The 17,320-nt window shown below is 37.9% G+C and carries 20 protein-coding genes and 3 tRNA genes; 14 read left to right on the top strand and 9 right to left on the bottom strand.

What is annotated here, in order from left to right; all coding sequences use genetic code 11:
- Positions 1–15 precede the first annotated feature (15 nt).
- From D9O48_RS19070 to D9O48_RS04210, 6 genes are all read left to right on the top strand, one after another.
- Complete coding sequence (locus D9O48_RS19070; protein ID WP_262707373.1) at positions 16–147, top strand: hypothetical protein; 132 nt, start codon at positions 16–18, stop codon at positions 145–147.
- 246 nt (positions 148–393) lie between these two features.
- Positions 394–822: a VOC family protein gene (locus tag D9O48_RS04230; RefSeq protein ID WP_126970963.1), complete on the top strand. Its 429-nt coding sequence runs from the start codon at positions 394–396 to the stop codon at positions 820–822.
- Between the two features lie 37 nt (positions 823–859).
- Entirely contained in the window at positions 860–1,363 is a 504-nt protein-coding gene (locus D9O48_RS04225) for a DinB family protein (protein ID WP_126970961.1), read from the top strand.
- 215 nt (positions 1,364–1,578) lie between these two features.
- Positions 1,579–1,833, top strand: coding sequence for a hypothetical protein (locus D9O48_RS04220; protein WP_126970959.1), 255 nt, complete (start codon positions 1,579–1,581; stop codon positions 1,831–1,833).
- Positions 1,834–2,005: 172 nt separating this feature from the next.
- On the top strand, positions 2,006–2,740 hold the full coding sequence (locus D9O48_RS04215; protein WP_158624810.1) for an SRPBCC family protein: 735 nt from the start codon (positions 2,006–2,008) through the stop codon (positions 2,738–2,740).
- Between the two features lie 228 nt (positions 2,741–2,968).
- Positions 2,969–4,156, top strand: coding sequence for an acetyl-CoA C-acyltransferase (locus tag D9O48_RS04210; RefSeq protein WP_126970956.1), 1,188 nt, complete (start codon positions 2,969–2,971; stop codon positions 4,154–4,156).
- 501 nt (positions 4,157–4,657) lie between these two features.
- Here the strand turns inward: D9O48_RS04210 and D9O48_RS04205 are convergent.
- From D9O48_RS04205 to D9O48_RS04195, 3 genes are all read right to left on the bottom strand, one after another.
- Positions 4,658–5,518: a hypothetical protein gene (locus D9O48_RS04205; protein WP_126970954.1), complete on the bottom strand. Its 861-nt coding sequence runs from the start codon at positions 5,516–5,518 to the stop codon at positions 4,658–4,660.
- Between the two features lie 282 nt (positions 5,519–5,800).
- Positions 5,801–6,184 carry a DUF3037 domain-containing protein gene (locus D9O48_RS04200; protein ID WP_126970952.1) on the bottom strand — a complete coding sequence of 128 codons (384 nt, stop codon included), beginning with the start codon at positions 6,182–6,184 and terminating at the stop codon, positions 5,801–5,803.
- A complete protein-coding gene (locus tag D9O48_RS04195) occupies positions 6,174–6,938 on the bottom strand; it encodes a HipA family kinase (protein ID WP_126970950.1) in 765 nt (254 codons plus the stop codon). The genes D9O48_RS04200 and D9O48_RS04195 overlap by 11 nt, the downstream gene beginning before the upstream one ends.
- An 80-nt stretch (positions 6,939–7,018) precedes the next feature.
- On the opposite strand from D9O48_RS04195, the gene D9O48_RS04190 reads away from it, so the two are divergent.
- The 4 genes from D9O48_RS04190 to D9O48_RS04175 all read left to right on the top strand — a co-directional run bounded on the left by D9O48_RS04190 (position 7,019) and on the right by D9O48_RS04175 (position 10,513).
- Positions 7,019–7,675, top strand: a complete 657-nt coding sequence (locus D9O48_RS04190; RefSeq protein ID WP_126970948.1) for a protein-L-isoaspartate(D-aspartate) O-methyltransferase — start codon at positions 7,019–7,021, stop codon at positions 7,673–7,675.
- 166 nt (positions 7,676–7,841) lie between these two features.
- Positions 7,842–8,225 carry a response regulator gene (locus D9O48_RS04185; protein WP_126970946.1) on the top strand — a complete coding sequence of 128 codons (384 nt, stop codon included), beginning with the start codon at positions 7,842–7,844 and terminating at the stop codon, positions 8,223–8,225.
- Between the two features lie 179 nt (positions 8,226–8,404).
- A complete protein-coding gene (locus tag D9O48_RS04180) occupies positions 8,405–9,895 on the top strand; it encodes an alpha-N-arabinofuranosidase (protein WP_233589182.1) in 1,491 nt (496 codons plus the stop codon).
- 108 nt (positions 9,896–10,003) lie between these two features.
- Positions 10,004–10,513, top strand: coding sequence for a ClbS/DfsB family four-helix bundle protein (locus D9O48_RS04175; protein ID WP_126970942.1), 510 nt, complete (start codon positions 10,004–10,006; stop codon positions 10,511–10,513).
- Positions 10,514–10,662: 149 nt separating this feature from the next.
- Here D9O48_RS04175 and D9O48_RS04170 read toward each other — a convergent pair.
- The 4 genes from D9O48_RS04170 to D9O48_RS04155 form a co-directional block, all read right to left on the bottom strand.
- A tRNA-Val gene (locus D9O48_RS04170) sits at positions 10,663–10,737 on the bottom strand.
- 93 nt (positions 10,738–10,830) lie between these two features.
- Positions 10,831–10,905 (bottom strand) — tRNA-Val (locus tag D9O48_RS04165).
- 93 nt (positions 10,906–10,998) lie between these two features.
- A tRNA-Val gene (locus D9O48_RS04160) sits at positions 10,999–11,073 on the bottom strand.
- A gap of 266 nt (positions 11,074–11,339) precedes the next feature.
- A complete protein-coding gene (locus tag D9O48_RS04155; protein WP_126970940.1) occupies positions 11,340–11,729 on the bottom strand; it encodes a barstar family protein in 390 nt (129 codons plus the stop codon).
- A 273-nt stretch (positions 11,730–12,002) separates the two neighbouring features.
- On the opposite strand from D9O48_RS04155, the gene D9O48_RS04150 reads away from it, so the two are divergent.
- The gene (locus D9O48_RS04150) at positions 12,003–12,293 is read left to right on the top strand and encodes an ATP-dependent Clp protease adaptor ClpS (protein ID WP_126970938.1); all 291 of its coding nucleotides are present in this window, start codon (positions 12,003–12,005) and stop codon (positions 12,291–12,293) included.
- Between the two features lie 263 nt (positions 12,294–12,556).
- Positions 12,557–12,967 carry a response regulator gene (locus D9O48_RS04145; protein WP_126970936.1) on the top strand — a complete coding sequence of 137 codons (411 nt, stop codon included), beginning with the start codon at positions 12,557–12,559 and terminating at the stop codon, positions 12,965–12,967.
- On the opposite strand, the gene D9O48_RS04140 is transcribed toward D9O48_RS04145, so the two are convergent.
- Entirely contained in the window at positions 12,964–14,406 is a 1,443-nt protein-coding gene (locus tag D9O48_RS04140; protein WP_126970934.1) for a hybrid sensor histidine kinase/response regulator, read from the bottom strand. The genes D9O48_RS04145 and D9O48_RS04140 overlap by 4 nt on opposite strands.
- A 328-nt stretch (positions 14,407–14,734) precedes the next feature.
- Positions 14,735–16,009, bottom strand: a complete 1,275-nt coding sequence (gene mtaB / locus D9O48_RS04135; RefSeq protein WP_126970932.1) for a tRNA (N(6)-L-threonylcarbamoyladenosine(37)-C(2))-methylthiotransferase MtaB — start codon at positions 16,007–16,009, stop codon at positions 14,735–14,737.
- A 67-nt stretch (positions 16,010–16,076) separates the two neighbouring features.
- On the opposite strand from mtaB, the gene D9O48_RS04130 reads away from it, so the two are divergent.
- Together D9O48_RS04130 and D9O48_RS04125 are read left to right on the top strand one after the other, a co-directional pair.
- Positions 16,077–16,490: a DUF4258 domain-containing protein gene (locus tag D9O48_RS04130; RefSeq protein ID WP_126970930.1), complete on the top strand. Its 414-nt coding sequence runs from the start codon at positions 16,077–16,079 to the stop codon at positions 16,488–16,490.
- Positions 16,491–16,548: 58 nt separating this feature from the next.
- A complete protein-coding gene (locus tag D9O48_RS04125) occupies positions 16,549–17,319 on the top strand; it encodes a lysophospholipid acyltransferase family protein (protein ID WP_126970928.1) in 771 nt (256 codons plus the stop codon).
- Position 17,320: the final 1 nt, after the last annotated feature.

The raw sequence follows: 17,320 nt of genomic DNA, 5'->3' as shown, positions 1-17,320 counted from the left end.
GAAATTGTTGCCCAAATGCGCAATAAAAAAAGAAAAGCAGTAAACATTTCCGGACGAAAAGTTGTTGTAAACAGAAATTATTCAAAAGTTGTATTAGTATATGGCAAACCGCGCAGGTGGTTTAAAAGAACCGGTTTAATGGTATAGAGCGGAGGAGGGAGTGTATTTAAATAGCGCAGGAATACGCTGAAAGGAATCATATTGAAGTTTTTATTAAATCGATTCCGGAATTTTGTTTTCTGATATTTTTTTAGTATCTTGATAGTATAGCCTGGTAGCTTAATACTCTTACGATAGTAGCACTTTCCGCACCAAACAAACATAAACCTGTTTCAAGTTACTTACACAACGATAAATTTAGTATATTGGGTAAGTGCTAAACCATCGATTGCTATGCCAAGTATTAATTTATTTTTGAATTTTGACGGAAATTGTAAAGACGCATTTGAGTTTTATAGTAAGGTTTTCGGTCGTTCGTTTTTAGAGTGTCAGACCTTTGGTGAAATACCAGATACAACACCTATTCCCGACACAGAAAAGGATAAAATTTTGTATGTGGCTTTGCCTATTAATGATCAAACAGTGTTAATGGGTTGTGATATATCATCTGCAGTTGGCCATCAACCAATTAAATTAGGTGATAATTTTTCCATCTCCTTAGAAGCTAACACCGAAAGTGAGGCAAGGTATCTGTACCACGAATTGGCCAACCAGGCACAATTGCACCTGCCTCTTGAAAAAACCTTTTGGGGAGCTTTGTTTGGCATGGTTACTGATAAATTTGGTATACAGTGGATGATTAATTATAAGCTTCCACAATAACTCACACCCTAAACACGGAATCAAAAAACTATTCATTATGGATTCTGTGTATCTATCATTACATCAATCGTACATGCAATTCTGCGATTCAGTAAAAAACTTTCCTGACTCGTATTTTCATGAGCGTCTTAATCAGCGTTGGAGCGCTGCCCAGATCGCTGAGCATATTATTAAAGCAGGTAGCTTAATTCATTTGCTACAAGGGGATATCGTAGTGATAGACCGTGAGCCAGACTTGTACGTACCTGTTATTAAAAAAGTGTTTCTTGACTTCCAGAAAAAATATCCTTCCGAAGAACGGTTAATTCCGAGCGAAGAGGGCATCGATAAATCAATCGCCCTGGATGAACTGGCGGAGCATTCTATCAGCTTCCAGGAGTTCGTTCAACAACATGATCTGCATCAGACAGTAAAAGGATTTGAATTTCCTGAAGTGGGCCAGCTTACCCGCCTTGAAGTACTGTGGATGCATTCCTACCATATTCAACGTCACTATCATCAAATCCAAACACTTTATTCAGAACTGGCATCTTTAGTGTAAACAAGTTTTAAACCTCCGGTGGTATGTTAAAGAAAACATACACCGGTTAAAGAAAAATTACTACTCCGGCTATTCAGGGTAATTGAATGGTTGAATCGGTGTGTCTAATTGTTAATCAATTAGTTATACAGCTAATGAGGTTGTTGATACAATTTTTTACAGCCTTTTAGCGTTGTAATTCAGATCCCGTATTTAATCATCGAAAATTGATCCCTATGAATGCTAATCTGAAGAATAATCAAGATTTTTTAGCAGAAAAGTTTCGACTATTGGATAATCATATTGCTCATGCCAGTAAAATTGCTTTACTAAAGATTCAAAGCTGGAAATATGCAGAAGCTCATCCCGAAGTGGGTGCGTTATATGCCGCCGCCGCAAAAGAGATGGTGAAAGAATCTTTACTCAGTCTGGTACCCAACGCTCATATTCTTTGTGAAGAAGGATTTTTCTTCGAAGCAATTGAAAATTAATTGATATATAATTCTGGTTTTGATTAGTGCTCCCTCCGCTACAACGGAGGGATTTTTTTATGCCTTAAAGTTTCCAACTGCCACATTCTGAATATTATGTAGAATTAATACAACAGAAGTTAACAGATCATTATGGCAGGGTAATTGAATGAATATTACAAACCGAGTTACTATGAGCAAAAACATAATAATGGAAAATGAAAAAGAAGTTTCTTTGAATTCATTGAAAAACAATAATGTGATTAATGTATCATGGCCTGAAAGAATGGTTTCTTCCACCGCCGGAGCATTATTGATCAGTAGTGGCATCAGAAATATTTTACATCATCCGGTAAGCTCATTTTTTAAAACAGTAATAGGAGGTTACCTCCTTTACAGAGGTGCTTCCGGTAATTGTGCTCTATATAATGCAATTGGTACAAAACAAATGATTGAAAGACCGGAACCGATTGTGGCAACGGCTAAAATGGTTATTAACCGTCCGAAAGAAGAAGTGTATATGTTCTGGCGCAGACTTGAAAATTTACCCATTTTTATGGAACATTTGTCTGATGTAATAGAAGAAGACAGTGTACATTCTTATTGGGAAGCTTTCCTACCCGGAAAAATAGGTAAAATTCACTGGAATGCTCAGGTGATCAGAGACGATTTCGGTGAAGTAATTTCGTGGCAGTCAATCGGAAGCTCACAATTGGAAAATGCCGGAAAAGTTACTTTTAAGGCAATTGATGAAAATCAATGCGAACTCGAAGTCATTATCGTTTATCGTGCACCGGCAGGTGATATCGGAAAAACATTGGCCAAATGGTTTAACGGTGGATTTCAGAACATGATTCAGAATGATATTCTTCGTTTTAAAGATTATATGGAAGGCCGTTTAATCTCACACGAAGCGCTCGAAGAGTAAATTTTAGCTATGAATATTCAAAAATAACGCACCGGGGTTTTTACAGAAATGTAAGTCCTTTGTGCGTTTTTTTTATTGAAATTTAAGGTTTTTTCGAACCTTTTAGAAATTAAGAAATTAAGTGATAACATTGCCGGAAATTCTCTATCTCTTAACGCTTCATTCTTAATTCTCCACTCTCCATTCTCCATTAATCCTGTATATTTGTTTCAAAGAAAACGTTGCTATATGTCAAAGAAAGAAGTTTATGTAGTGGCTGCTGTCAGAACACCCATCGGTTCATTCGGTGGTTCTTTAAAAGACCTGTCTGCTACTCAGCTCGGAGCTATTGCTATAAAAGGAGCGCTCGGCAAAATTAATCTCTCTCCCGATCTTGTAGATGAAGTATATATGGGTTCGGTAATTCAGGCAAATTTAGGACAGGCACCTGCCCGTCAGGCAGCAAAATTCGCGGGATTACCCGATAAAGTAAATTGTACCACCGTAAATAAAGTTTGTGCTTCCGGCATGAAGTCCGTTTCCATGGCTGCTCAAAGTATCTTGTTAGGAGATGCCGATGTGGTAGTAGCCGGCGGAATGGAAAGCATGAGCAATGTACCTTTTTATGTTCCCAACCTGCGCTGGGGTAATAAATACGGTAACAGTTCACTGATTGATGGTTTGGCTAAAGACGGCCTTACCGATGTTTACGACGGCCAGGCAATGGGAATGGCTGCTGAATTATGTGCGAAAGAATGTGGTATCTCCCGTGAAGAACAAGACGCTTTTGCTGTTGAAAGTTATAAGAGAAGTCAGGCAGCCTCAGAAACCGGTAAGTTTAACGACGAAATCGTTCCGGTGGAAATTCCTGGTAAAAAAGGTGACGCAATAGTGATTTCTAAAGACGAGGAGCCTTATAACGTGAAGTTTGACAAAATTGCGGGTCTTCGCCCGGCTTTTACAAAAGAAGGCACTGTTACCGCTGCAAATGCTTCTACAATGAATGATGGTGCGGCAGCATTGATACTGATGAGTAAAGAAAAAGCCGAATCGCTGGGATTAAAGCCTTTGGCAAAAGTCATTGGCTATGCTGATGCCGAACAAGCGCCTGAGTGGTTTACTACAACCCCGGCTTTAGCTGTTCCGAAAGCAGTGGAGAAAGCCGGATTGTCAATGGATAAAATAGAATATCTTGAACTGAATGAAGCTTTTTCAGTAGTTGGAATCGAAAATACCAAACGATTAAAATTTGATCCGGCTAAAGTGAACGTACACGGCGGTGCTGTTTCTATTGGCCACCCCCTGGGTGCCAGCGGCGCCAGAATACTGGTAACGTTGATCAATGTGTTGAAACAAAACAATGCCACTTACGGTGCTGCCGGTATTTGTAACGGCGGCGGCGGTGCTTCGGCATTAGTACTCGAAAATGTTAAATAAACAGCTCCTTATATTTTGAAAACGGCTCGGTAGAGCCGTTTTTTTTGTTGCAAAATTTTGTAAACGGTTTATGAACGAATTGCAGCACTGTTAAACTGATCATTTGGGTACAAAAAACTCCTCTTACTAAAAGTAAAAGGAGTACGTAGAGTATATTTAAAAATGACTAAAAAATTATTGGCTCTTCAGCTTTTGCAGTGTATTCTTAATGCCTCGTCTTGGTTGAAATATTTAGATAAAAGCTATACAAACGAAGCTTCATACGCTTGCCTGTTGTTTGAAATCGGGTTCGTAACAACTTCCATCAATAAAGACTACTGAAATGTAGAAATGTTTCACTTAATACATATTGATCCGATTACTTCCGGTGAAGATCAGTATGTATATTGAAAGATTGAATGGTTTGTAATAAGAGAAAACAAGTATCCGGTTTGTTTTTAAAAAAAATACCATCATCGTGAGTACGTATACAAAAAATCCCCGTCTGAGCGGGGATTCTGATTATCTTAATAATTCCTTGATATTGTAAAGCTTGTTTCTTGATACCTTGTAGTATTGTTCGGGTGTATTGAATTTTAATAATAAATCTTCAAATGTATTAGAAGTACTCACAGAGCTTGCTGTTTTGCATTGTTCCTGCAATAAAACATTACCGATCACTTTAAACTGTTCGGCAAATTTGCTGAACTTTTTGTGGTCAATAGAAATCATGTATAAACCAAACGGAGCGTCTTCCTCACTGGTACTGAAAAGACTTAAAGCCAGCATGCCGCTTTTACTACTGCCTTTGTCACCGACTATCTGTGCCTGTTGTATCATATCCACCGTTGGAGGCTCAGGTCTGTTATACACCAGTTTCCCTAAAAAATAGGTACAAATACCTCTTTGCTGGATAATATTCAATACTACTGCCGCTGCAGAATTTTTGTTGGGCAAATGAAAACTGATAACATCATTTTCTTTGAACAACAATTTATCTACAGTTTTGTATTTTTTAGGTTTTCTGATTTTAGTATTAGGAACACTGATTTTTTCTAATAACTTCTGTAACTCTTTTTGGCGTGCCTTGCCCATCGCATCACTGAACGATTCCGTCCAGTCTTTCACACCTGCTCCGGCCTGGATAATTTCCCGGGTTTTTGTCAGCATAGAGGTATTAAGCATACCGATTTCCCATGCCGCCAATGCATAGGCACTGATATAATTTTCCTGTTCTACAGCATCTGTAATTTCTGCTGAAGGAAAAGGTTTTTGTTGTAGAATCTGATCAAAACTATTGCCAGAATCATAAAGGTCCAGGATTGCCCAGTAAGTTTCTTCCGCAATTTCATTTTCCAGAATTTTAACGCCTTCGGTGGTCATTTCAAAAATGTTTGAAATTTAATAACGCTAAACTAATTTTTATAGTGTAAAAAAAGAAAGAAAACAATCCTGAGTTTTTAAACGGTAAAATTAATATTTCACATATTAGTTTTATTTCTATACTGATAATGGCTTAACTAAATCGAAATGACTATAATTTCCTCAGAGATTTCTTCCCCAGGTAACGCAGTTAATTCCTCTTCATTTCCTCCATTCCCTTCATGTTTCAAATTGCATCCCCAAACACAGGAGAAATTTTAATTCCTCTGATTACTTAATAGTTTAAAGCACATACTCATCAAACAATCGCTCTAATTCTTTTTGCATATCTTCTCCATAGCCCGGATGAATTTTGCTTACCTGAAAAATAGTGCTTCTGGTGGCACTCAGCCATCTGAAACGCGCCGGTTGGTCTTCTTTAGCCATGATACCACCTTTCGGATTACCTTCACAAATCCACTGAAAAGATTGCATATAACTTCTTAATTGTTCAGTATCACAATCAGGATGAAAAGTACATAAGCGATGGTGCTCACCAACAAAAAGAACTGATAAAAATTTAGCCTGTTTTGAAAATAAAATCACACCGATATTAATAAACTCTTCACGCTCCACTTTTGGAACATATCGAATCACTGCATATTCATATAGTTTTTTATCGAGCATTGAGGGCAAATTTTACAAAGTTAGAAGATTCATTGAAGCGTGTAATCAGAAATTGCTCATACAGATCTCTTGGAACCTGTGCGATGGTTAAAAATTCATCCGGAATCAATGCTACGATAGATTTTATTTTTTCTTCACTGAGTTTTTTGTGTGCCCATTCATTGGCTGCTTCCAGTTCTGTTGCCAATGGTAAAAAAACATGGTTTTTAATCATTGCAAAAGGGTTCAGTGCCGTTTGTTGTATATCATCGGGGATATTATGATGAAAATAAAAGGACGCTCCATGATCGATCAACCATAACTTACGGTCAAATACTAATAAGTTGGTGTTTTTAATTGTACGGTCAACATTCATGATAAAAGCGTCGAGCCATACAATTCTTGAAGCAATCGTGGCATCCACCGGAGTGGCTACCGGGTCAAAAGTGATTGATCCTGATAAATAATGCAATCCGACGTTTAATCCTACACTTGCTTTTAAAAGATCCTGAATTTCTTCGTCTGGTTCCGTTCTGCCGAAACCTTCATCCATTTGTGCAAATACCAATTCAGGTATAGGTAATTCCAGTGCTTTGGCCAGCCCATATCCTAAAATTTCGGCTATCAATGCTTTAATGCCTTGTCCGGCCCCCCGGAACTTCAGTACATACTTGAATCCGTCGTTTGCTTCTACAATACCCGGTAACGAGCCCCCTTCGCGCAATGGTAAAACGTAGCGGGTACCGGATACGGTGCGAATATCTAAATCAGCCATATCTTCACTTTAAGAGTTAAATGTACTAATTATTCACATCATTGAAAATTCATCTTTGCTTTATTATCTTTGCACTGTTTATGAGAAAGTTTGAAGATTCATATTTGCACAAAGGATTAAGAAACCAATTGATTGAAGTATTAAAGAAAAAAGGGATCAGCGATGAAGAAGTACTGGCTGCTATCCAGCGTATACCGCGGCATTTTTTCTTAGATTCTGCTTTTGATCGGTTAGCTTATGAAGATCGCGCGTTTCCTATCGGTGAAGATCAAACGATTTCTCAGCCGTATACAGTTGCTTACCAGACACAATTGCTCGAAGTAAAACCCAACCATAAAATTCTTGAAATTGGTACGGGTAGCGGTTATCAATCTATTGTATTGGCCGAATTAAAAGCATTGGTGTTTACAATCGAACGCCAGAAAGTATTATTCGAACAGCATAAACATTTTATTCTCCGTAAAAAATATAGCAATATCCGTTACTTCTTCGGCGACGGTTATCTGGGCTTACCTACTTATGCCCCTTTTGATGGCATCATTGTGACTGCTGCCGCACCTTTTGTTCCACCCAGATTGTTAGAGCAATTGAAACCAGGTGGTAAAATGGTTATCCCGGTTGGAGAAGGGAATGTACAAAAAATGATCCGCCTTATAAAACTTGAAGATGGAAGTTTTCATAAAGAAACCTACGAAGACTTTTCTTTTGTTCCAATGCTCGAAGGAAAGAATGGTTAACCGGTGAACCTCTCTTCTTTTAAACTCATTTCTTCCAAAATGGATTTAGTGGGTATTTTTAAGCTTATTTATAATGATTTCTATCGAATTGCTATAAGAAATACCAAAAATGAATTATATTCGTTTAAGCATTATGGTATTGCTTATTCTTTACTAAAACTATCTTATGCGGCAATCTTTAAAAATTGCTATTGCCGATGATTACAGATTAATGCGGGAAACACTCAAACAGTTTTTTAGCATACAAGGTTGCGAAGTGGTCGTCGAAGCAAATAATGGCAAAAACTTAATTGAGCAAATCGAATCTTCCGGTCGTTTGCCTGATCTGTGTATTGTTGATATTGATATGCCTGTAATGGATGGTTATGAAACTACTAAAGCTTTACAATCAAAGTTTCCTAATATTAAAGTCTTAGCTACTACGGTATTCAACAATCAACAGAAATTTGAAAAGGTAATGGCCTGCGGTGCACTTGGTGTAATTTTGAAAAACAGCGAACCCGATGAATGGCAGGAAATGATCAGCACTGTTACCTGTATTAGTGCTTAGTCTGCACGTTTTATTTATAGCAACTCCTCTCTTTTTCTTCTCCGGTAATCTATTTTACTTATATTCATAAAGTATTGTAACCGATTTAATAATCAGTGCAATTTTTGTTGCATATTCTTTCTTGCTTTATGAATTTAAAATATTTACTACTACTTGTTTATGTATTGTGCCTAAATTTAATGTCAGTTGCACAAACTTCTATTGTTCTGGCAGAACCAGCTAAACAGATAAAAATCTCCAAACATATTTACGGACATTTTGCCGAACACCTGGGACGTTGTATTTATGACGGTTTCTATGTCGGTGAAAAAAGCACTATCCCGAATACTGCTGGTGTTCGTAATGATATTATTGAAGCATTAAAGAAACTCAATATTCCCAATCTTCGCTGGCCGGGGGGCTGTTTTGCAGATACGTACCACTGGAAAGACGGTGTAGGCCCAAAGGAAAATCGCCCTACGATTGTAAATACCTGGTGGGGTGGTGTTACAGAAGATAATAGTTTCGGTACACACGACTTTTTGAATCTTTGTGAAATACTCGGTGCCGAACCTTATCTGTCTGCAAATGTAGGCAGTGGTGTTGTGCAGGAGTTGATCGATTGGATACAATATACCAATTTCGGGGGCGAAAGCCCGATGTCTAAATGGCGCCGCGAAAACGGAAGAGCCCAGCCCTGGAATGTAAAATATTGGGGCGTAGGTAATGAGGCATGGGGGTGTGGTGGTCATATGACACCTGAGTTTTATGCCAATATTTACCGCCAGTATGCTACTTATATGAATGGATGGTCAGGGATGCCATTGTATAAAATTGCTTCCGGTGCCAGTTCAAATGATTATAACTGGACGGAAGTACTAATGAAAAATATCCCCCACAATATGGTAGATGCACTGGCTCTACATCATTATTCGGTTATTGACTGGAGTGATAAAGGACCGGCTACCGGATTCTCGGAGAAACATTATTTTGCTACTTTAGAACAAGCCTGGATGATGGATAGCCTTATTATCAAACACGGTGCAGTTATGGATAAATATGATCCTAAGAACAAAGTAAAATTAGTGGTAGACGAATGGGGAGGATGGTATGATGTAGAACCGGGTAGTAATCCGGGATTCTTATACCAGCAAAATACAATTCGCGATGCCATGATCGCAGGAATGACTTTAAACATTTTTAATAATCATGCAGACAGGGTAGTAATGGCCAATCTGGCTCAGGCCGTGAATGTATTGCAGGCCGTTGTTTTAACGGAAGGAGAGAAGATGATTCTGACACCGACTTATCATGTAATGGAAATGTATAAAGTACACCAGGAAGGAAATTTATTACGCTCAAAAATTACAACACCCGATTATCAGCTCGACGGCAAAAAGATCCCGGTGGTGTCTGTTTCCGCTTCAAAAGATTCTACCGGTATATTGACTGTTACACTGACGAATCTGCATCCTTCCAAAACCCAGGAAACATCCATTGATTTAGGGGCTGCCTATAAAGCCTATACCGGCAGGGTATTAGCCGGATCTTCTATTCAGGACCATAACAGTTTTGAACAACCGCAGAGAGTAATTCCGAAACTGTTTAAATCTGCAAAATTGAATGGGCGCGAATTGAAATTGACTATTCCGGCGGCCAGTGTGATCGTATTGCAATTCGAAGCTAAATAATAAACTAGCCGGATTTTGTTTCTAGCGGGAACCAGATTCAGGCTGATAGCATATTATCACTTAGCTTTGTAGCTGATATTCCCTTTCTTACATTAGTAACGATAAAAGATGGCAGTTCCCGTAAATAAAGAAGAATTGATAAAAGCAATTACTCTGAACTATGAAAAACTCAAAAAAGAGTTGGCAACTATTCCGGCTGAACTGACAGGTTTTAAGGAGTTGGGAGGCCATGCTAAAGGAACATCGATGAGTATAAATAATCTGTTGGCTTATCTGTTGGGTTGGGGTGAGCTGGTGTTAAAATGGAATAAGAAGAAAGATAACGATAAGGAAGTTGATTTTCCGGAAACCGGTTATAAATGGAATGAACTGGGTAAACTTGCACAAAAGTTCTACGAAGATTATAAGGAAGAAAATTTCACTTCGCTGCAGCAAAAGTTAGATAAAAACGTCACAAAGATATTGGCACTGATTGAAAGCAAAACGAATCATGAACTGTATGAAAGCGCATGGTATGAAAAATGGACTTTAGGGAGAATGATTCAGTTTAATACGGCATCTCCTTATACAAATGCACGTGGGCGAATCCGTAAATGGAAAAAAGAAAAGGAAATATAGATATTGAAAAATACTTTAATGACATAACCCGGGCTGAGAAGTGCAGTTACATTGGTTATTCTTCATTCCTCATCTTCTGAATCTTTTAAAATCTGAAGCTCTTAATTAAGTGCATAAAAAAAGCCTCAACATTCGTTGAGGCTTTTTTGTGGGAGTTGACGGATTCGAACCGCCGACCCTCTGCTTGTAAGGCAGATGCTCTGAACCAGCTGAGCTAAACTCCCTTTGTTTACTTCTCTTTCGGGAGAGCAAAAGTAGTGAAAAGTTTTTGATTAACAAGTTGTTGAAAAAACTTTTCTAAAATTTTTTAAGATCTGTGGGAGTTGACGGATTCGAACCGCCGACCCTCTGCTTGTAAGGCAGATGCTCTGAACCAGCTGAGCTAAACTCCCTTTGTTTACTTCTCTTTCGGGAGAGCAAAAGTAGTGAAAAGTTTTTGATTAACAAGTTGTTGAAAAAACTTTTCTAAAATTTTTTAAGATCTGTGGGAGTTGACGGATTCGAACCGCCGACCCTCTGCTTGTAAGGCAGATGCTCTGAACCAGCTGAGCTAAACTCCCTATTGTTAACCGCTTTATTGCGATTGGGAGTGCAAATATAGATAACAGTTTCAAACTGACAAATTATTTTGAAAAAAAATATTCATTTTTTTTCAAAATAACTATCTGAGGGTCAATTGAATGCAGTGTGGTATTGGGTTTTGTTAGAATTTATAACTCAAAAAATATTTATTCGCGATGGTCTGGCATCTTTGACTATCAGAAGTACTGTTGTCTGTTTGAATGATTGATAATTTAACTAAACAATGATGGAATACGGTTCTGTATTATATACCGGTTAACTGTATTCGAATATGTTCGTCAATGATTTCTTTCACAATGTCAAAGTATGTTTGTCCTTCGCCATTTTCTAATTGAGCTAATTTTTGTTTGAAGTATTCCTGGTTAAATGAACTGCCCGGTTGTAGTTTGTTCAGGTAATAGGCTTTTGTTGCATTATAGCCCAATGCCTCTTTGCTGATAGCAATATCTTTCCATACCAGCTGAACAGGCTTGTTCAATGGTACTTCTCCAAAGCCTCCGTGCAGTAAATCATTGAATGCATCCAGGCTTTGACCTATCTGCCAGTCTTCATTGAACATGAATACACGATTGATTTCTTCGTAAAAAGAAGCAATGTCATGTATGTTCTTTCCTTCTATGGTAAGCGTTTTCATAGATTGTTATTAGTTAATATAAAAGTACCGGCAGTAAATGATTAAACATTGAATAGGCGGTAGAAATTTTGCTGGTTTTCAGTAAAATACGGTTAGTTTTCTGAATCGCTAATAATAGTGTAATAAATTATAAATTTTATAAGTACTTATATATAATCGGCTTCTGATTTATTTAAATCTGAATTTTAATGAAAATCAAACAGCTAAATCTTTTTGATGTCTGCATATAGGTTTTATATTTGTGCTGTGATTGTTAATAATGAAATTGACTTTATGAATTTCCCTTTGCGTCCCAAACACAAAGTAGAGGTAGACGTGCTCACTGAATCGGACGAGCAATGCGACCTTGTTGTATGGAATGATGAAGTCAATACCTTCGAACATGTTATTGAAACGCTGATAGAAGTCTGTGGACATACTCCGGAACAAGCCGCCCAATGTACTTTATTTATCCACTTTAATGGCAGTTATGCCGTAAAACACGGCTCTTATAATGAGCTAAAGCCAATGTGCGAGCAAATTATCGACAGGGGAATCGGTGCTACCATCGAATTTAACACCTAATTTATTTTACGATTTTTTCAGTATCTCTCAATAATTATATACATTTAGCGTTATTAAGTAGATGTACTTATACTACATAAGTAGTAATTGAGTTCGTAGATCATGAAAAACTTTTAGTTTTCCGTGATTTTTACCTCAATTTTTGACTACTCTTTTATTGTTTAGTTGTATATTTAACCATTATTTATCCTTGGAAAGACTAGTAATGAAAGGTAATCATATATAAATATCGGTACCCGGTTGACCCTTTTTGAACCTAGTATATGAAAAATAAACTGAAACGAATATTATTGATTGATGATGACGAGTCCTCGAATTACTTACATCGGATTATAATTAAACAGGCTGAAGTAGCTGAAGAAATTGAAACGATGACAAGGGCCGACAAAGCCATTGATTATTTGAAGGACCTGAATTCGTCTCGCCCCGATGATTTACCAGATCTGGTATTTCTGGATATTAATATGCCCGCCATGAATGGTTGGGATTTTCTAAATGCCTATGCAGAGCTGGATTTAGAGAACAAAGAAAAACTGAAAATCGTTATGTTAACAGCCTCTGTTAACCCAAATGATGTATTAAGAGCACGTACGAACGTGTTTGTATCTGAGATTTTTCACAAGCCATTGTCTGTTGAAGCAGTAATGGAAAAACTTCCCGGTTTATTCCCTTAGCTTTTTGTAATAGGAATTTCTATTTTCATTAAGCAACCTTCATTGGGAGCTGTATCAATCTGGAAACTTCCATTTGCCATTTGAACTCTGCTGTTAATACTCATTAATCCTAGTCCGTTCGATTTTTCTTTCAAACAGAATCCGACCCCATTGTCTTGTACAATTAATTCGAGCATATCGCCTTTTATGGCTATTTTGATATATGCATCGGAAGCATTCGCGTGCTTCAGTATATTTTGTACCTGTTCCTGAATGATGCGATACAGCACCAGATTCAATTCATTTCTGAGTGTGTTAATAGTATCCGGATTGTATTCGAGGTGAAACGAAGTAACACTGGAGTGAACATAACTTAATAGTTCTTTGAGCGCTTCTTCTAAACCAATATCACCTAATGAAGGTGGTACCAGACTCTTACTGAGCTTTCTGATTTCTTCTATTGCTTTATCTATGTTTACAAAACTTTTCTTCAGATAATCTTCTCTGAACTCGTCTTCATTCATCACTATATCTAACCAAAGTTTAGCAGTAGCGAGTATCTGATTGATATTATCATGTAACTCCAATCCGAGTTTTTTTCGCTCCGATTCCTGCGTTTCTATCACGGTTTTTGTAATTAACTGTTGCGTCTTTAGCTGGTGATTCAGTAATTCCTGCTGTAACTTCCTGCGCTCAGAAATATCCATCATAATGCACAACATGCGATAGGGGTCATCTTCGTCCATCAGTATATATCCACGCGCATACACCAACACATCTTCGCCATTGGCATTGGTAAAATGAAATTCATCCTCCCAATGCATTTCACATTCTTCTTTTTTAGAAGCAATCAATTCCAATACACGTTTTCTGTCTTTAATATTGATTTGCTCTATGAACCAGTCAAAGTGGAAATTATCTCTGAATTGCGGATATTTAAATACGGTGGAAAGTCCTTCATTCCATACAAACTCATTGGTTCGTAAATCCCAATCCCAGATAGTATCACTGGTGAGTTTTAAAATAGATTGATACCGGTCGTGGTTTTCTTCAACATTCCGGAGAATCTTTTTACGCTCTATACTATACCGGATGGTTTTGGAGAGTACAAACTCATCAAACTCATCTTTAATCAGGTAATCCTGCGCACCATGTTTGATCGTTTTAATGGCTAAGACACTGTCGGTACTACCCGACAATACAATTATTGAAGAATGTTTGGCGAGTTTACTGATTTTTTCGATCGTCTCTACACCGAAACTATCAGGTAAGGATAAGTCCAGAAAAATAAGGTCAAACTCTTTTTGTTTAAGCGCTTCCAATCCCTTCTCTAAATAGAACTCATGATGAATTTCCTGAATAGGAATATTCGCGTTGTGAAGTTTGTCTTTGAATAGGATAAAGTCTTCTATTCTGTCTTCAATGACTAAAATATGAACGGGATTAAATGCTTCGAACATTGGGCTGATTTCTACTTATTAAATATAGATCATTTAACGCGCTTTTCAGGGTTTTCGTTCATTAATTTTTGAAGATCAATGCTTTTTGTTAACATACTGAGGTAAATACTTAAGTAATTGACTTAGGCGAAGGGATATCAGGAATTAATAATTAACAATTAATGGTGAAGAGTTGAAAGGATATTTTACAGATCAGGTCTGCGCTATTTGTGTGGTTGAAAACATGCTTTTAAAGGGTGTTATTGGTAGTATCTGCGAGTAATTCTATCAGTGCAGAATGAACAATGAATAGTCAAGAAAAAGCCCCCGAACAAAGTCGGAGGCTATTTTATATCGTCCAGTCAACCACCTGATTGACCCATTCTGTTTTTTGAGGAGCTACTATTTTGATATAGTTGTCTGAATATCCTTCCATCATACCGTTTTTCACATGGCCTTCGAACAATACTTTTCTACTGGAACCGATGTGTTGATTCTGGAAGAATTGCTGTTTCATATACGACAGGTTCCGCAGTGTTTTGTTGCGTTCATGGCGAACATTCATCGGAACAACTTCTGCAATCTCCAATGCTTTCGTCTGGTCTCTTTCAGAGTAGGTGAAAACGTGCAGATAACTAATATCGAGGCTATGCAGAAAATCAAAAGTATCTTTAAAGTCTTCTGCTGTTTCTCCCGGAAATCCTACAATTACATCCACTCCGATACAGCAGTCAGGCATTAACTTTTTAATATTAACCACCCTGTCAGCGTATAATTCTCTTTTATATCTTCTACGCATCATGGCCAATATCTTGTTGCTGCCGCTTTGCAATGGAATATGGAAATGAGGCATAAAGTTTTTGCTCTGTGCCACCCATTCAATAATTTCATTTGATAAGAGGTTCGGCTCAATAGAAGAGATCCTGTATCTCACCCCTGAAGCTTCCGTATCTAATGCTTTTACCAGCTCATAGAAAGATTCCTGACTCTTTTTATCACCATCGGGCCCTTTTCCGAAATCGCCCAGGTTAACACCTGTTAATACAATTTCTTTCACCCCATTCGAAATAAGGGTTTGGGCTTGTTTGATAACGTTTTCAACAGAATCACTTCTCGATTTGCCTCTGGCCATCGGAATCGTACAGAATGAACAGCTGTAATCACATCCGTCCTGTACTTTCAAAAATGTTCTGGTACGGTCATTTACAGAATAGGAAGAATTGAAGCCGGTAACGGTTTCAATATCACAGGAACATATTTTAGTATCATCGCCCTTGGTTAAGGAAGATAGATGTTGAACAATATTAAATTTCTCCGCAGCACCCAATACGAGGTCAACACCGGGGATTTCTGCTATTTCCTTAGGTTTCAGCTGTGCGTAGCAACCTGTAATCACTACCATACTGCCGGGTGACTTACGCTGAATACGACGTACCAGCTGACGACATTCCTTATCGGCATTATCAGTTACCGAACAAGTATTAATGACGTACACATCCGCAACGTCCTCAAAAGGCTTCTTTTCATAGCCTTCCTGCTCTAATAATCTGGAGATCGTAGATGTCTCCGAAAAATTCAACTTGCAACCTAATGTATGAAAGGCTACCGATTTCTTTGTACTCATGGATTTGCAAAGATAATTGTTATCGGGAAATTACTATAAATAACTATTTTGCAAAGAAAAGGTTGAAATGAAGAGTACATTGAGAGTCATTATGTTAGTGATAGCCGTGATCATGTCGGTTTATAGCTGGAAACTGTTAAATAAGACGCCCGGCAGTGAAAATAATACCGAACAGCACGAAATCACTTCATCGAATGACCCGTTTAACAGAACTCCTGATAAACTGATCATCTCAAAACATGCAGCGTGCAGAATGGATTGCCGTAAAATAGATGAAAGAGAAATCAGGGAAATTCTGCAGAAAGGAACAATCAACTGGAGCAAAAGTGAGCCCCAAAATAAGCCTGATCCTAAATATGCACTCGAGGGAACCACCTCTGACAATCAAAAAGTTAGAATTGTTTTTGCCGATTCTCCCAAAGGGTTGGTGGTGGTAACTGTAATTGATCTGGTAACTGACTGGGAATGTGCTTGTAATTAATCAAAAAAAATCGTATATTAATTGTACAGACAGGTTTTTTGTGTTTGAAAAATTGGATATGAAACTACTTTTGTGGCCTTTTCGACTGATTTATACGCTTTATGCACTGATTATTTTTATCATTCTCATGCTATTGGTATTTCCGGTAGCAATTATCGGAGCATTACCCGGCGACGGGTTTAAAAGTGGAAACTTTGTATACAATGCCTGCCGTGTATGGGCTGATGTCTGGATGTTTATGATCGGCATCCGCCATCGCAATATTTATGCAGCGCCTCATAATAAAAAAGAACAATTCATCTTTGTAGCCAATCACATTTCTTATCTGGATATTCCGATTCTGGTAAAATCGATTCAACAACCGATCAGGGTATTGGGCAAGGCAGAGATGACCAAAGTACCTATATTCGGGTATATCTATAAAAATGCAATTGTGACGGTGAACAGAAGTAATACCCGCGACCGCGCAAAGAGCATCTTAAAATTAAAAGAATTCATCCATAGAGGCGTTTCCATCTTCATTTTTCCGGAAGGAACTTTTAATCAGTCTGACCAACCTTTAATCAGGTTCTATGACGGCGCATTCAGACTGGCTATTGAAACGCAAACGCCCATTAAGCCGGTATTGATTCTTGACAGTTTTAAGTTGATGCATTATAGTTCTATCTTTTCCTTACTACCGGGCAGAAGCAGAACTGTTTTTTTAGAACCTATACCTGTAGCCGGTTTAACACTTGCCGATCTTCCACAACTCAAAACCGTTGTTGCTGAAAAAATGGAAACCGCATTAATTCAATGGAATGCCGGTTGGATCAAGAATAATAGATAAC

The organism is Gynurincola endophyticus (genome assembly GCF_003991195.1).
Lineage (GTDB): Bacteria > Bacteroidota > Bacteroidia > Chitinophagales > Chitinophagaceae > Gynurincola > Gynurincola endophyticus.
This window is presented reverse-complemented; position numbering and strand designations above follow the sequence as displayed.

Coding starts and splice junctions, on each gene's coding strand:
- D9O48_RS04180 (WP_233589182.1), top strand. CDS start 8,405: ATGTCAGTTGCACAAACTTCTATTGTTCTGGCAGAACCAGCTAAACAG.
- D9O48_RS04215 (WP_158624810.1), top strand. CDS start 2,006: ATGAGCAAAAACATAATAATGGAAAATGAAAAAGAAGTTTCTTTGAAT.
- D9O48_RS19070 (WP_262707373.1), top strand. CDS start 16: ATGCGCAATAAAAAAAGAAAAGCAGTAAACATTTCCGGACGAAAAGTT.
- D9O48_RS04155 (WP_126970940.1), bottom strand. CDS start 11,729: ATGAAAACGCTTACCATAGAAGGAAAGAACATACATGACATTGCTTCT.
- D9O48_RS04190 (WP_126970948.1), top strand. CDS start 7,019: ATGAGAAAGTTTGAAGATTCATATTTGCACAAAGGATTAAGAAACCAA.
- D9O48_RS04225 (WP_126970961.1), top strand. CDS start 860: ATGGATTCTGTGTATCTATCATTACATCAATCGTACATGCAATTCTGC.
- D9O48_RS04130 (WP_126970930.1), top strand. CDS start 16,077: ATGAAGAGTACATTGAGAGTCATTATGTTAGTGATAGCCGTGATCATG.
- D9O48_RS04210 (WP_126970956.1), top strand. CDS start 2,969: ATGTCAAAGAAAGAAGTTTATGTAGTGGCTGCTGTCAGAACACCCATC.
- D9O48_RS04150 (WP_126970938.1), top strand. CDS start 12,003: ATGAATTTCCCTTTGCGTCCCAAACACAAAGTAGAGGTAGACGTGCTC.
- mtaB (WP_126970932.1), bottom strand. CDS start 16,009: ATGAGTACAAAGAAATCGGTAGCCTTTCATACATTAGGTTGCAAGTTG.
- D9O48_RS04200 (WP_126970952.1), bottom strand. CDS start 6,184: ATGCTCGATAAAAAACTATATGAATATGCAGTGATTCGATATGTTCCA.
- D9O48_RS04145 (WP_126970936.1), top strand. CDS start 12,557: ATGAAAAATAAACTGAAACGAATATTATTGATTGATGATGACGAGTCC.
- D9O48_RS04140 (WP_126970934.1), bottom strand. CDS start 14,406: ATGTTCGAAGCATTTAATCCCGTTCATATTTTAGTCATTGAAGACAGA.
- D9O48_RS04205 (WP_126970954.1), bottom strand. CDS start 5,518: ATGACCACCGAAGGCGTTAAAATTCTGGAAAATGAAATTGCGGAAGAA.
- D9O48_RS04125 (WP_126970928.1), top strand. CDS start 16,549: ATGAAACTACTTTTGTGGCCTTTTCGACTGATTTATACGCTTTATGCA.
- D9O48_RS04195 (WP_126970950.1), bottom strand. CDS start 6,938: ATGGCTGATTTAGATATTCGCACCGTATCCGGTACCCGCTACGTTTTA.
- D9O48_RS04185 (WP_126970946.1), top strand. CDS start 7,842: ATGCGGCAATCTTTAAAAATTGCTATTGCCGATGATTACAGATTAATG.
- D9O48_RS04220 (WP_126970959.1), top strand. CDS start 1,579: ATGAATGCTAATCTGAAGAATAATCAAGATTTTTTAGCAGAAAAGTTT.
- D9O48_RS04175 (WP_126970942.1), top strand. CDS start 10,004: ATGGCAGTTCCCGTAAATAAAGAAGAATTGATAAAAGCAATTACTCTG.
- D9O48_RS04230 (WP_126970963.1), top strand. CDS start 394: ATGCCAAGTATTAATTTATTTTTGAATTTTGACGGAAATTGTAAAGAC.